The organism is Pseudomonas sp. FG43, assembly GCF_057809175.1.
Genome location: NZ_JBMDJL010000007.1, coordinates 119,210 through 133,859, shown reverse-complemented (window position 1 = coordinate 133,859; position 14,650 = coordinate 119,210). Strand labels below are relative to the sequence as shown.

Sequence of the window (14,650 nt, the reverse complement as noted above, 5' to 3'; positions counted from 1 at the left end):
ATTCAAGCCATGGCCAGCACTCATCTGAAACACACGGCGTTCGATTGCATCGCCACGGCCTGCTCCCATCTCCAGCCCGCTACTCAATCGGCGGGTATCGCTGCGGTGTACCCACCTTCAAGGAAGTCATGACATAGCAGGAGCCATTCATGAATACATCCTTTACCTCACTCAGCCAACAACCCGGGCAATTGCCCGCTCTGCAGATCCCGTCAATCGACCTCGGCGGAAACGATGGGTTGGGCTGGGTCCAACTCAAGGATCCGCAAAAAGGCGTAGCGCTGTTTGCGTTCACGCCAGTCGGTACGGCCAAAGGCGACCTCATCGAATTGTGGTGGAACGGCAAGGTCATCCAGAGCCTGCTCGCAAACCCTGATCGGGCCTCCATCGACTTTTCGGCGCTGCCTCAGGACATTCCCGATGAGCCGGAAGTTTGCGAGGTGTTCTACCGGATCACACCTGCTGCAGGCGGTACACCCGAGGATTCTCCCGTGCGCCAGGTACGGGTCAAACGCAGCGTACCTGGTGGCCTTGATACGGATAACCACACGCCCTACATCAATGACACTCTGGCACCTGTAGAAAATCTGCCCTCGAATATCGAGGTGCCAACAGACCTGCCGCTGACCATCCCCGCCTGGGACAACATGCAGGAAGGCGACGTCCTCCGCCTATTCTGGGCGAGCAACGAATTCTTCGTCGAGAACCCGCCGCTGCCAGCAGAGCAGGCGGGCAAACCGCAAACCATCATCGTGAGCGCCGCGCTGCAGAAAGCGGCTGGCAACTGTGAAAATCTGACGGTCTATTACGAGATCCGCGACCAGGTAAGCAACTGGTCGGGCTATTCGCTCGCCGCCTTCACCGCCGTCGATATTTTCGTCACACCCGCTCCGACGGTGAGCGAAGCACCTGAAGGCGTACTGGACCCACTCCAGGCCGTGGCAGGTGCAACCGTGGTGGTCGCATACCTTGGCATGCTTGAAACCGATAGTATCCGCGTACGCTGGGACGGCAACGAGGATGCCACCGCCCCTGTTTCCCAGCCCGGTAACCCTGCGGGGAGTGTCGAATTTACCGTGCCCCCCGCCACCATTGCCTCCGCGCTAGGGAAAACACTGGAGGTCACCTATGTCGTGGCCCGTGGCACGAACGAGCAGGAATCAGATGCGCTGTCTCTGGAGGTACAGGCATTACCCGGCTCGTCTCTGCCTACACCGAAAATCACACAAGCCACGTACCCCAGCAAGTTGCTGTACATCAACCCATTAAACAGTGATGCCGACCTGACCGTCGAGGCCTGGCCTCTCATCGCAACAGGTCAGCGTGTCTGGCTGCGTTTTGAAGGCACCGCCCGCGATGGCTCGGCCTATAAGTGGGATCACCCGGTCTGGCAGGACTTCGCGATCACCAGCGATACGCCCCAAAGCACCCAAGTAGCCTTGAATGAACTGCAAAAACTCAAGCACCACACCTACATGCGATTGATCATGGAAGTATCGTTCGATGGAGGGCTGACCCGGACGCCGTTTCCAGTCGACAACCTGAGCATTACCCATTACTACCCGGTAAGCGGTTCCGAGAACTGGGAAAGTTTCCCCACCCAGCAGTTAGCGATCAATAAAACCGTGCACTGCTCGGATGACATGACTCTTTTCATCTATATAAGGCCACTTTCGATTGTAAACGTCAGCACAGTTCATCCAACCCTCGGTAACCGTACACTGGAGGCCATAGGAGAAAACCAGTTCACGCTCCGCTTTTCCGGTTTAATCAAGACCCTGAAGCTGTCTCATGTTGGTGCGGATCCCACCCGGGATCACATCGCCTTTTACGACACTGGTGAAAAACTTATCGTTGATGCACCACTACAATCTGGCACCGGGATCGTTTCTCAGGAAATTCACCTGGGCCAGGCGTGTTTTTCTTGCAAGGTATACCTAGGTCAGCAACAAAACACCGTACTCCTGGATAACCTGCGCTGGACGGAATGGGTCCCTTGAGCCTGCACCCGCCCCTGAGTCTATGACGCAGCATTGCAATTGCAGATGAATTCCGGGGCGGACTGCGGCCAGAGTCAGGCGGGACTTTGATGGCATATACCTGACCCGCCTGCCCCTGCTTTCAAAGCGCACGGGTTGAGCAAAAGCTGAATGCTGGCTGAATCAACTCTACTTGGCTCCAATGCCCGTCAAGCCCTCGGAGGCTCATATATTGCATCGTGTGCCGTGACGGGCAGCCATCCGGATACGAACGCACTCTGCATTCATCACCGAACCTGATGGCTTCAGCCCCGCTACATATGCTTCAACGCCTTGCAATGCCTTCACAGTGCCGCCATAGTGAGTCAAGACTGAGCCCGAAGCTGTTTAGCCGGGCTTTTGCATTGTGCGGCCGGGTCCGAAGGAACCGGCGACCTCAAAGACGGCCTAATATGCGTTATCAATTGTCACCACGTCGAATCAGCATGAAGCACTTACTCCCAAGCACCGCCCTTGCACTGTCTATCGGTCTTAGCCTGTTGCCGATGTCAGCCAGCACTTTTGCCGCCAACAGCTGGGACAATCTTCAGCCGGACCGCGACGAAGTGGTTGCCAGTCTCAACGTGGTTGAGCTGCTCAAGCGACATCACTACAGCAAACCACCGCTGGACGACAAACGCTCGGTCATCATCTATCAGAGCTACCTGAAGCTTCTGGACCCGTCTCGCAGCTATTTCACAGCCAGCGATATCACTGAGTTCGACAAGTGGCAGACCCAGTTCGACGACTTCCTCAAGAGCGGCGACCTGAACCCTGGCTTCATCATCTACAAACGTTATCTGGATCGCGTCAAGGCGCGTATGGATTTCGTTCTGGCAGAGTTGAACAAAGGCGTCGACAAGCTCGACTTCAATGCCAAGGAAACCCTGCTGGTCGACCGCAAGGACGCCGCATGGCCCAAGAATGAAGCCGAACTGGACGAACTGTGGCGCAAGCGCGTCAAGGATGAAGTCCTGCGTCTGAAGATCGCCGGCAAGGATCCTTCGAAGATCCAGGAAACCCTGACCAAGCGTTACAAGAATCAACTTGCGCGCCTGGGCCAGACCCGCGCCGAGGACATCTTCCAGGCGTACATCAACACCTTCGCCATGTCCTACGATCCGCACACCAACTACCTGTCTCCTGACAGCGCGGAAAACTTCGACATCAACATGAGCCTGTCGCTGGAAGGCATCGGCGCGGTGTTGCAGAGCGACAACGACAACGTGAAGATCGTGCGTCTGGTGCCGGCAGGCCCGGCAGCCAAGACCAAGCAGGTCGCTCCGGCCGACAAGATCGTCGGTGTTGCCCAGGGCGACAAGGAAATGGTCGATGTCATCGGCTGGCGCCTGGACGAAGTGGTCAAACTGATTCGCGGGCCTAAAGGCTCGGTCGTACGCCTGGAAGTCATTCCTGCCAGCAACGCGCCGAACGACCAGACCAGCAAAATCGTGTCCATCACTCGTGAAGCGGTCAAGCTCGAAGAACAGGCGGCGAAAAAGTCGATCCTGCACCTGAATCAGGATGGCAAGGATTACAAGCTCGGCGTCATCGAGATCCCAGCCTTCTATCTGGACTTCAAGGCCTATCGTGCCGGCGACCCGCAGTACAAGAGCACCACCCGCGACGTCAAGAAGCTGCTGACCGAACTCAAGGCAGAGAATGTCGATGGCGTCGTGCTGGACTTGCGTAACAACGGCGGCGGCTCCCTGCAGGAAGCCACCGAACTGACCAGCCTGTTCATCGAACAGGGCCCGACGGTTCTGGTGCGCAATGCCGACGGCAAGGTCGATGTACTCGAAGACGAAGCCAAAGGCGCCTTCTACAAAGGCCCGATGGCACTGCTGGTGAACCGTCTGTCAGCGTCGGCCTCGGAGATTTTCGCAGGCGCCATGCAGGACTATCACCGCGCGCTGGTGATTGGCGGCCAGACCTTCGGTAAAGGCACCGTACAAACCATTCAGCCGCTCAACCACGGCGAGCTGAAACTGACACTGGCCAAGTTCTACCGGGTATCCGGCCAGAGCACCCAGCATCAGGGTGTAGTACCGGACATCACTTACCCGTCGCTGATCGACACCAAGGAAATCGGTGAGAGTGCCCTGCCCGAGGCCATGCCATGGGACAGCATCAAACCGGCGATCAAGCCTGCAATCGATCCGTTCAAGCCATTCCTGGCGCAGTTGCAGTCGCGACATGAAGCCCGCACGGCCAAGAACGCCGAGTTTGTCTTCATCGAAGACCGCCTTGCACTGGCCAAGAAGCTGATGAGCGAAAAAACCGTCAGCCTCAATGAAGTGGATCGTCGTGCCGAACACAGCGCGATCGAAAGCAAGCAACTGGCCCTTGAAAACACTCGCCGCAAAGCCAAGGGCGAAGAGCCGCTCAAGGAACTGAAAAAAGAGGACGAGGATGCCCTGCCAGTAGAGAACGAGAAGACTAAACCCGAGGATGATGCCTACCTGGCAGAAACCGGGCGCATTCTGATCGACTATCTGGGGCTGAGCGCTTCGGTAGCAAAGAAGTGACGGTTACTCATTAATGGCAAATTAATGGCATATGTCATTAAACAGTCATTGATCTGTAGTGTAATAAGGGGCTGAGCGTAAGCGCGTTCAGCCCCTTTTTTATATCCAGAGACCGCCATGACGATGAATGAGCAGTTGAGTGCACTGAGTTCTATTCTGGCTCGTAGTGATTTGCACAGCCTGTTCCAGCCCATCGTCTCACTCTCGGGGCGCAGTATTCTGGGGTATGAAGCCCTGAGCCGCGGCCCGTCAAACAGCAAGTTGCACTCCCCCATCAACCTGTTTTCCGTAGCGCGCCAGGCCGGTCGACTCAGCGAACTGGAACTGATGTGCCGCGACGGAGCCTGCCGTCGGTTCAGCCAGCAAAAACTGCCGGGCAAGCTGTTTCTCAATGTCTCCCCCGAATCCCTGCTGGAAATTTCCCACCCACCGGGCCGCACCCTTGAAATGCTGCAACGCTACGGCATCGCCCCGAAAGATGTGGTGATAGAACTGACCGAGCAGATGCCCACGGATGATTTCGAGCTGCTGTACAACGCGCTGCACCATTATCGCGATATGGGTTTTTCCATCGCACTGGATGACCTGGGTGCCGGTTACTCCAGCCTGCGGCTTTGGTCGGAACTACGCCCCGACTACGTGAAAATCGACCGGCATTTCATCGACGGCATTCATCAGGATGCGGTCAAGCGTGAGTTCGTCGGCTCCATGCTGCAAATGGCCAAGGCATCACGGGCCACCGTAATCGCCGAAGGCATTGAATTGCCGGAAGAGCTCGCCGCGCTGACCGATATGGGCGTGGACCTGGTACAAGGCTATCTCCTGGCCCGCCCGCAAGAACGCCCGCCACGCGACATTCGCGTCATGCTGCCCAAGACCGAGGTGGCGACTACGTCCCTGAACGAAGAAGCCTCGGACCTGAGCGCCCTGCTCAACCCGCAACCCTCGGTAAACCAGGAAACCCCGACCGCCGACGTGCTGGAGGCCTTCCGCAAACAGGCCAACCTCAACTCACTGGCCGTTCTGGACGAAAACTTCCGGCCCTGCGGCATCGTGCATCGCCACTCATTGTCCGAAGTGTTGCTCAAGCCATTCGGGACCGAGCTGTTTGCCCGCAAGCCCATCAGCCGCTTGATGAGCGATGACTTTCTGGCCGTGGAAGTGAATCAATCCCTCCAACAGGTCAGCCGTCTGCTGACCAGCCGGGCACGCCAGCGTATTGAAGAAGACTTCATCATCACCAGCAACGGCACCTACATCGGGTTGGGCCGGGTGATTGATGTCCTGAAGCTGATTACCGAGCTGAAGATCCAGCAAGCACGCTACGCGAACCCGTTGACCCTGCTGCCGGGCAATGTGCCAATCCAGCAATGCCTGACGCGCCTGTTGCAGCAAGGGCGCGCATCGATGATCTGCTATGTCGATATCGACAGTTTCAAGCCCTTCAACGATATCTACGGCTACGCCCGTGGCGACGAAGTCTTGCTTTGCCTGGCGCAATGCCTGAATGACCGCATCGACCCGAGCCGGGACTTTGTCGGCCATATTGGCGGTGATGATTTCCTGATGGTGCTGGGTTTCGAGGACTGGGAAAGGCGCCTGCAGGCTCTGCTCGATGATTTCCAGAACCAGTGCCGACGCTTTTACAGAGCGGAACACCTGCAATCGGGTTGCTTCATTGCCTTGAACCGCCAAGGTCAGCGTCAGGAGTTTCCACTGCTGTCGCTATCGATCGGTGTAGTGCATCTGCGCGAAGAAAGCTGCTCGCAAGTGAACGCCAGTCAGTTGGCCGACCTGGCCTCGCAGGCCAAGCACTTCGCCAAGGATGTCGCGGGTGCCAGCGTGCATGTGATCGATTCGTTGCGTCTGGACTTGTTGTCCAACGCCTGAATCGATTCGCGAATGAATTGGCTCCTAAAGCGGTTCAGGGTAGGAAAACTCGAACACTCGCACCACTTCCGAGGCATGCCAGGCGGCAGCGGCGACGCCATCGGAGGGTCCGGAGAACCTGCCCAGCCGTTCTACACACTCGAAGAAGCCGGGACGCGGCAAACGACTCGCGCCCTGACTGATGACCAGCGAGCTGCGCAGTGGCTGTTCGGCACGTACGTCCAGAGCAGCCAGATGCTCAAGGGCTGCGGTGAGGGTCTGCATGGCCGGGCTGGGCAATTGCAGGCGCTCCAGCAAGGCCCGATAGGTCACCAGATGACGCTGGCGGCGCGCATGTTCCAGTTCATTCAACAGCCCATCCCAATGCTGACGACTGATGCGCACACTCATGGCTGGCTTCTCCAGCCTGGAAGCCCCAGTTCCCATGCCAGGCTGCGCTTGATGGCAGCATCGGGTTCACGGGTTCCATTCTCGATCAGTTCCAGATAAGACGGGCTGATGCCTACGGAGCGCGCCAGGCTTGCGACTTCAAGCCCCTTGGCCTCGCGCAGGGAACCCAACTGATCAAAACCCGGGTAGTCGGCGCTTGAGGCTTGGCCAGATGCCTGGACAGGCTCAGGACGTGTCTTGCCCGCAAGGCCCGCTGCATTCAGGAGTGCCTGATATTGAGCCCACGGCAGGACTGCATATTCCGGCTCTCCATCACGAGAAATCACTTGAAGATCCATACGCTTCCTCCTGTAGGACAAAAACACATTTTGTATAGGCTTGCTCCATACGCGGCCATATTAACAGCGGATTAACCCAGCTTGTGTAACAGCGCTGAAACGTTCAACGTTTACCGCCTTCACGTTCCAGCAGTGCCTGGGTTTCAGGCAATCGTTCGACGACGATGAGCTTCTCCGGCGACTGACGCTCGCGCCATGCGCGAAAGGCGTCAAGCTCATCGGTCAGGTTCTTCATGATCCAGGCCAGGACGGCAATGTCATCGAACATTCCCAGACCAGGAATCCAGTCGGGAATCGCATCCAGAGGGCTGAGGAAGTACATCAGACCCGCCACGATGGACAATATGGCCTTGGGATTGATGTCCCGGTACTCACCGCGCCAGTAGGCCAGGCACAAGGACTGCAGCAGGCGCAGGTCTTCCTTGATACGCCCCAGCCGGCTGCCTTCGGTAGCCCCTTTGCGCGCCACGGCAAACAGAAGGCCCGGCAGCCGGCCCGCAGCGAGCAGGCGCCGGGCTCCGGGCAGGTAACGAATGAAGTTCCAAGGTGCTTTCATGTTCACTCCCGTTTAAAAAGGTGGTGTCAGTAAACAAGTACCAGCCTGCTGCTCCGTTCAAAGGTTATCCACATAAGCTGTGGATAACCTTGTGAACAGCGTCTGTTTTCATGCCTGTGCGCCCCGTTCTACGGGGGTCCAGGTTAAATCGGGCATTTTTTACTCACATAAAAAAAGCCCATGAAATCGTTGACTTACATGTTTAGCGCGGCTACCGCAATGCCGTCACAGGACTGTCAGACAATCCTCACCGCCCCCTGATAGTGGGACTGTACGGACAACAAAGCGTTCGGGAAATACGGCAGATACAAAAACGCCCTGTCGAGACAGGGCGTTTTCAGACAACCGGGCGAAGTATTACTTCTTGGCCTTGGCCGGAGCCGGTTCTTCTTCAGCTTCAGGTGCCGCAGCCGGGTCCTTGATGCCGATCAGTTCCAGGTCGAAGACCAGTACCGAGTTGGCAGGGATCATAGGGCTCGGGCTCTGTGCGCCGTAGGCCAGATCGCTAGGGATGAAGAGTTTGACCTTCTCGCCAACGTGCATCAGTTGCAGGCCTTCGACCCAGCCAGGAATCACGCCGCCAACAGGCAGATCGATCGGGCTGCCGCGCTCGACGGAGCTGTCGAACACCTTGCCGTCGGTCAGCTTGCCTTCGTAATGAACGGTTACAACATCAGTCGGCTTTGGCTGAGGGCCATCGGCTTTCTTGACGATTTCATACTGCAGGCCGGAAGCGGTGGTGACCACACCTGGTTTCTTGCCGTTTTCTTCGAGGAATTTCTTGCCGGCTGCCGCCGACTCTTCGCTCAGCTTGGCCATACGCTCTTCGGCACGCTTTTGCAGCGCAGCAAAGGCTTCAACCAGCTCTTCGTCTTTCAGTTTCTGATCTTTCTTGCCGACGGCATCTTCGATACCCAGGGCCACGGCCTTGGAATCCAGATCGTCCATACCTTCCTGAGCCAGGCTTTTGCCCATGTTCAGACCAATACCATACGACGCTTTTTGTGCCGGGGTTTTCAGCTCTACAGTGCTGGCTTGCTTGTCACAACCTGCGAGTACCAGACCGACCAGGGCAATCGCCGCTGCCAACCGATGCTGTTTCATGCTAATTCCTTGTCCATGCGCCAATAGGGCAAACGAGTAAAGCCGCGAGCTTATCAGGCCGCCGCGATCAATGGCTACCGGCATGAGAGGCGCCAATGCTCGATAAGTTCAGGTAAATAAAGGTTTTCTCTGGTTTACGTGGCACCGTTCAGTCGCAGTTCAGTTTTCAGGTCCGGTGGCAGACGGGACAATCACACCCGCTTGCGGCCAGTTCCGACTGCGGCTTATCACTCGCAGCCGCCCCGCCTGCGCCACCATGCGTATGAAATCGGCCGACCTGAGCGTGCCTGCGGCCAGTTGCGCCTGTACCGACTCACTTCCCGAATAAATCCGCGAAACCCGCCTGAGCAACTGATATTCCTCGGCCGAATGACTGGGGGTATAGCCCAGCAACGCTCCATCGGGAGACGAGAAGTAAACCTCGGACATCGCGAAGCCATAGCGCACAGGCACCCATTTCGAGCGACGGGCCGGAATGTAGCGATACTCGAACATGAGATGCAGATCGTCCGGCTGAAAGAAGTTGCGCCCGTCCAGCCGCTCGCCCTCGGCAATCAGGGTATCGGGCGAAAAGTACATGCCGTCGATGCGATATCCCTCAGGCAACGGTGGCCGGTAATAGGCATCGGGATGAAATGCCGAACAGGGCGCGTAGACCATGTTCCCGTCCTCCAGACGCGGCTCCGCCGCCCGGTACACGCCCCGCTGAGGATCGACCAGAAGAAAACCGATGGCCTGGAAATGATCCCGGGCGCCGATACGACCATGCACATAGCGTACGGCGTCATCGGCACTGGAGAATTCCGGGCTCAGGCGCAACGGCTTCGGCGGCCAGACCGTCTCGCAGGTAGCGGGAGCCGGTATCCTGGGACAAGGCTGCCAGTCATTCGCCACCTTGCCGGGTTTACCCCACAACCGGCTGGTGACGACGACCTGCAAATCCCCGGCCTGGGCCAGCAACCGGACCAGATCGCTAGGCATGAGCGTTCGCGCCTGCAAGGCCCTGTGTATTTCGCCGAGCACGTACTGATGAGGCCTGTCCGCAGGGCCGGACACTCGCCTGAACAGGGCTTGTTCAGCATCGGAATGCGACAGGGTGTACTTGATCAATGAGCCGTCCGGCCCGGACAGGTAAGTCACCGAACAAAACTCATGATCGTCGATCACCGCATGGATATCGGCCACGGAAAGGCTGTTCGGGTAGGTGGCCTTTTCACTTTCAGGCCACTCATCGAGGCCGGCAAACAGCGAAGGATGGGAGTGATAGATCGCATAATCGGAATGCCCCGCCGGATAAAGGACATACCCATCCTGCCCGTAACTCGGAAAGACCTCATTGGGATTGAAATCAAAGGTATTGCCGGCCATGGGTTCGGTGGCGACGTACTTGCCATCGTTACGCACAAGGATGAAACCGCCGTATTCCCGATCACGCCTGTTGCCGATGACTTCATGGACATAACGCGCCACATCATCGGGATGATCGAAGGGACCGCTGAGCGCGGGCATGCGCGGATGAGAAGCAACAGAACGCCTGGCACGCCGTAGTCTGGGTTGCATATGAAAGCTCCTTGATAGCATTGGACTGAATGAGTCCAAAGCGTAAGGAGCTCTCAGGGGAAACATGACATATGCGGATATGACATCCGCGCCTGTCATCTCACCCAGGCGTCACAGCCCGGCCTGTTGTGGCTGAGCCGCATCCTGCGCCGCCTGAAGGACCCGCAACAGGTTCTCGCCCCAGATATTGGCCAGGTCCTTTTCTGTGTAACCCGCGCGCAACAGGCGCTCACTGATTTTCGGCAACAGGCTGACATCTTCCAGCCCCACCACACCGCCGCCGCCATCCCAGTCAGCGCCAATGCCCACATGCTCAGGCCCCACCACTTCGAGGATATGCAGCAGGTGTTTCATGAACACTTCAAAATCGGGCTTGGCCGGCCCGTAACGCTTTTTGATCGCGGCGACCTCGCTGTGCAATTCCTTGACCTGGTCGGGCGACAAGGCTGCCAGGTTCCGATAACGGGCATAGAGCGGTGCCAGTGCCTTCTGCCGTTCGGGGTCGACCTTCTGGGGTATCAGATAATCGCCGTAACTGTTGACCTGCACCACACCGCCCTTGGCCGCAAGCTGTCGCAGCCTCTCATCGTCGAGGTTGCGCGGATGCGCGTTGACCGCCTTGCTGCTGGTGTGGGAAGCGATGACCGGCGCCTTCGAGGTGGCCAATACCTGATCGAACACCGCGTCCGACGCATGGGAAACATCCAGCAGAATCCCCAGACGATTGGCCGCCGCCACCAGATCTCGTCCCTTGGGGCTCAGGCCGTTCCACTCGGGCAAGGCCGTGGCCGAATCGGCAATCTCATTGGTGCTGAAATGCACCAGGCCCAGCATGCGCAGACCTTGTCGGTAATAGGTATGGATCAGTTGCGGATCCGACCCTAGCGGGTCGGCGTTTTCCATGCTGATAAACACCACGCGCTTACCCTGCGCGGCAATGCGCCGGGCATCGGCGGCCGTCAGGGCCAGCTCGAACTTGTCCGGGGAGCGATTGGCCAGGTCGCGAATCCGCGCCAGCATGGCAAGGCCGTAGTTGCTGGCATAGGCCCGCCCCTCTTCGGTTCTCGGGCCCGGAGCGGTGTAGATCACCCAGAAGCCGCCATCCAGACCACCGTCGATCATGCGTGGCAGATCCACCTGGCTGCCATCTTCACGGTAAGTGTGCCGGGCCAGAATGTCCCAGCCGGGACGCGAAAGCTGCATCGGTGTATCCAGGTGGCTGTCCAGCACCAGCAGCCGATTGTGCAGCGCCAGAGTGCTGTCGCGGACTTCATTGTCAGCCAGTGTGGTTTGCGAAGCGATGACCAGCGCCAGAGGTGCCAGACAAGGCAGAAGACGTTTGCAGGTCATGGCTCAGAACTCCGCACTCAAGGTGGTCTGGAAGGTGCGGGGCGAACCGGGTCGATAAAAGGCTGGCCCGCTGGTGCTGGTCAGGATGTAGCCCAGGTAATCCTTGTCGAACAGGTTGTCGATGTTGAAACGCAGCTTGACGCTCTTGAGCGGCCCGTAGCGCAGGTTGTCTCCGCCAAGATCCAGGTAGGCGTTGTAGAGCGTGTAGCCCGGCACCGACTCGGTATTGGTGAAGTTGCTGTAGCGCGAGCCGATATGGCGGGCTGAAAAGTTCAGCACCGCCCAGGGCTGCAACTCGTAGGTGACGCCCGCTTGCGCCAGCCAGCGAGGACTGTCGGGAATGTCGTTGTCACGCAGGGCAAAACCGGCGGCATCGTCCTTGAAGCGGGCGATGTTGTAGGTCAGGTTGCCGTTGAGCACGACCTTGTTCGACAGAACGGGTGGCTTCCACTGCCCGCTGAGTTCAGTGCCATACGCTTCTGCCTTGCCGACATTCTGGAAGAACGTCTCCACCGTGCTGCTGCCCGCCACCGGCGATGCGAAAGCCTGCAGGCGGTTATCGAACTCGGTGCGATAGAAAGCCCAGGACGCATTGAACGTCGGCCGGTTGAGGCGATAACCCACCTCATAGTTTTTCGAGGTTTCCGCTTCCGGTGCCGGAGCGTTCGGGCTGGCGGAGCGGAAAACGTCATCGGCACCACGCGGCAGCGCCATGTTTTCCGAGTAGGACGCGAACACCTGGGAGTTGGCCGTCACGTCATAGACCAGCCCCACCTGCGGCAGGAAATGATCGTTCCATGAGGTGCTCAGGCGCGGTTGCCGGTTGGCAATGTAATCGCCTGCATTGCGATAGCCTTCGATGCGGTAATCCAGGTCCAGGCGTTTGAAACCGTATTGCAGCCTCAGCCGGTCATCGAGCAGGGTCCAGGTGTCCTTGAGGTGAAACTGCACAGAGTCGCGGGTCGAACTGAAGTCGCCTTGCAGATGCACGGGCTCATTGCGCAGCGGCGTACCTGCCGGGCTTCCGTCCAGCAGGTTGTAACGCGCCTGCAAGCGGTTGAAGACATCCTTTTCAACCCAGACGCCCGTCTCGATGGCATGGTTGCCCACATGCCAGGTCAGGCTGCTGAGCGCGCCATAGCGATGACCGCTGAGCGCGGAGAGCCCGTACTGCACGCCACGCGGCGCAACCAGTCCAGCGACGCTGCCACTCTGCGCGTTATACAGCGCCAATGATGTCGCATAGGCTTCAGGTGAAACACCATAGCCCTTCTTGGCTTCGTAATAGACGCTGGTGCGGCTTTCCAGATCCGGGTTGAGCTGGAAATTGCCGGTCAGGCTGTAGAGCGTATCCCGGCGCTGGTTGATCGCCTGTTTGTAATACTGGTTGTAGCCGGCGTTGCTGTAAGGCACGCCAGCGGCCGTTTCCGGCAAATCAGGGAGCTCACCCAGATAGGCGAAGTCGCGGCCGGATCGACCGAACTCGTCATTGGCGGTGCCGTTGTACTGCGCCAGATTCACATAAGGCGAGTCGTAATCGAAAAAGTCGTTATGCACGGCGCGAAACAGCAGTTCATGCCCTTCACCAAACTCGTACCGGACCTTGCCTTCAAGGTGTTCACGATCGATGGTGCCAGGCCCACGCCATAAATCACCGTCGATTTTCGAGCGGCTGAAATAAGCTGAAAGCCCTTGGTACTCGCCGGTTTCCAGCTTGATGAAACTGCGTCGCAGGCTGTCGCTGCCCAGCGTGTAGGACGTGCTGATCCCGCTTTCGCGAGCTGGGTTGGACGAGACGTAATCGACGTAAGGCCCAAGCGAGGTATAGCCCGGCTGCGAGACGTCGCCCGCGCCGGTGGAAGCGGTCACCCGCTGGGTATTTTCGTTATCGACATAGCGATAGATCGGGCTGCCGCCAAACTGGTCGCTGCGCCCCAGCGGCACGCCGTCGATGGAAAAACCGATCTGCTGAAAGTTGAAGGCCCTTACGAACACCGAGTTGCCGAACTCGTATAAACCCAGCGCATCGTTGACCTGCACGTTGAAGCCCGGCAAGGCTTCGAGCATTTTCAGACCGGAAGTTCCCGCTGGCGCCGACAGCAAGGCCTGATGGGAAATGGACAAGGTATTGCTGATCTGATCGGTGCCGATGGCCTCGTCAGCCTGGGTCACTCGCGCCCCCACCACTTCGACCTTTTCCAGACGGGCATCCTGTGACACCTGAGTACTGGCCTCCCGCGCCAGAGCCGATTCGCTCGCCAACCCGATCATCAGCAAGCCACTCAACCATGACTGCCTTTGCACACTGCCACTCTGTAACGCTGCACGCTGATGAGTCATCGCTCTTCCTTGTCGGCATTTCGCAGGCACGCAAAGCCCCGCCAGGGTTTGAGCGCTGCGCGCCCGAACCCCGGTATCCGATGTCTTGGTTTTGAAAAAGTCTGGGAAAAAGCTTGAAGCCTTACGCTGTTCTGGCAGCGATGGCCTCGATTTCCACCAGTGCGCCCGGCAATGGCAGGGCTACGACTTGCAGCGCAGTGCGCGCCGGTTTGTTGGGCTGTTCAGTCGTGCCGAAGAACTGCGTGTAGCCCGCCTGCAAACCGGCGAAATCCAGCTTGCCACCGGTTTCCTCGGCTCCCACCAGAAACACCCGCAATTGCACGATATCGCCCAGATCCAGATCCTGTTGCCTGAGGATATTGCGTATCTTGTTGAACACCGAAACGGTCTGGGTTTCGGTATTGCCGAACGCCGCGGGTGTACCCTTTGGGGCTTGCGGGTCGGCGACATCCGGCAAGGTGCCGCTGACGAATATCAGGCTGGCCGATGCCGGAACGGTCACGGTCTGCGAGATGGGAAAGTCACCGACACTGGTGCGTTTGATCTGGTCGCTCATGGTTGTTACTCCTTCAATGG

11 protein-coding genes are annotated in these 14,650 nt (G+C 58.2%); 3 read left to right on the top strand and 8 right to left on the bottom strand.

What is annotated here, in order from left to right:
* Positions 1 to 149 precede the first annotated feature (149 nt).
* From ACODS3_RS10850 to ACODS3_RS10840, 3 genes are all read left to right on the top strand, one after another.
* Complete coding sequence (locus ACODS3_RS10850; RefSeq protein WP_489034215.1) at positions 150 to 2,000, top strand: hypothetical protein; 1,851 nt, start codon at positions 150 to 152, stop codon at positions 1,998 to 2,000.
* A gap of 464 nt (positions 2,001 to 2,464) precedes the next feature.
* Complete coding sequence (locus tag ACODS3_RS10845) at positions 2,465 to 4,546, top strand: carboxy terminal-processing peptidase (RefSeq protein ID WP_201019306.1); 2,082 nt, start codon at positions 2,465 to 2,467, stop codon at positions 4,544 to 4,546.
* Positions 4,547 to 4,663: 117 nt separating this feature from the next.
* Positions 4,664 to 6,436, top strand: a complete 1,773-nt coding sequence (locus ACODS3_RS10840; protein ID WP_304574482.1) for a bifunctional diguanylate cyclase/phosphodiesterase — start codon at positions 4,664 to 4,666, stop codon at positions 6,434 to 6,436.
* Positions 6,437 to 6,460: 24 nt separating this feature from the next.
* On the opposite strand, the gene ACODS3_RS10835 is transcribed toward ACODS3_RS10840, so the two are convergent.
* The 8 genes from ACODS3_RS10835 to ACODS3_RS10800 form a co-directional block, all read right to left on the bottom strand.
* A complete protein-coding gene (locus tag ACODS3_RS10835) occupies positions 6,461 to 6,826 on the bottom strand; it encodes a hypothetical protein (RefSeq protein WP_201019308.1) in 366 nt (121 codons plus the stop codon).
* Positions 6,823 to 7,164: a helix-turn-helix domain-containing protein gene (locus ACODS3_RS10830; protein ID WP_201019309.1), complete on the bottom strand. Its 342-nt coding sequence runs from the start codon at positions 7,162 to 7,164 to the stop codon at positions 6,823 to 6,825. The genes ACODS3_RS10835 and ACODS3_RS10830 overlap by 4 nt, the downstream gene beginning before the upstream one ends.
* Before the next feature lie 103 nt (positions 7,165 to 7,267).
* Positions 7,268 to 7,720 carry a YkvA family protein gene (locus ACODS3_RS10825; RefSeq protein WP_200999816.1) on the bottom strand — a complete coding sequence of 151 codons (453 nt, stop codon included), beginning with the start codon at positions 7,718 to 7,720 and terminating at the stop codon, positions 7,268 to 7,270.
* 357 nt (positions 7,721 to 8,077) lie between these two features.
* Complete coding sequence (bamJ, locus tag ACODS3_RS10820; RefSeq protein ID WP_201019310.1) at positions 8,078 to 8,824, bottom strand: BamJ family beta-barrel-assembly machinery protein; 747 nt, start codon at positions 8,822 to 8,824, stop codon at positions 8,078 to 8,080.
* A gap of 159 nt (positions 8,825 to 8,983) precedes the next feature.
* Positions 8,984 to 10,384 (bottom strand): DUF4329 domain-containing protein, encoded by a 1,401-nt coding sequence (locus ACODS3_RS10815; RefSeq protein WP_489034210.1) that lies wholly within the window; start codon positions 10,382 to 10,384, stop codon positions 8,984 to 8,986.
* A gap of 111 nt (positions 10,385 to 10,495) precedes the next feature.
* Positions 10,496 to 11,734 (bottom strand): dipeptidase, encoded by a 1,239-nt coding sequence (locus ACODS3_RS10810; RefSeq protein ID WP_489034208.1) that lies wholly within the window; start codon positions 11,732 to 11,734, stop codon positions 10,496 to 10,498.
* 3 nt (positions 11,735 to 11,737) lie between these two features.
* Complete coding sequence (locus ACODS3_RS10805) at positions 11,738 to 14,074, bottom strand: TonB-dependent receptor (RefSeq protein WP_489034207.1); 2,337 nt, start codon at positions 14,072 to 14,074, stop codon at positions 11,738 to 11,740.
* 121 nt (positions 14,075 to 14,195) lie between these two features.
* A complete protein-coding gene (locus ACODS3_RS10800; RefSeq protein ID WP_304574478.1) occupies positions 14,196 to 14,630 on the bottom strand; it encodes a RidA family protein in 435 nt (144 codons plus the stop codon).
* Positions 14,631 to 14,650 lie beyond the last annotated feature (20 nt).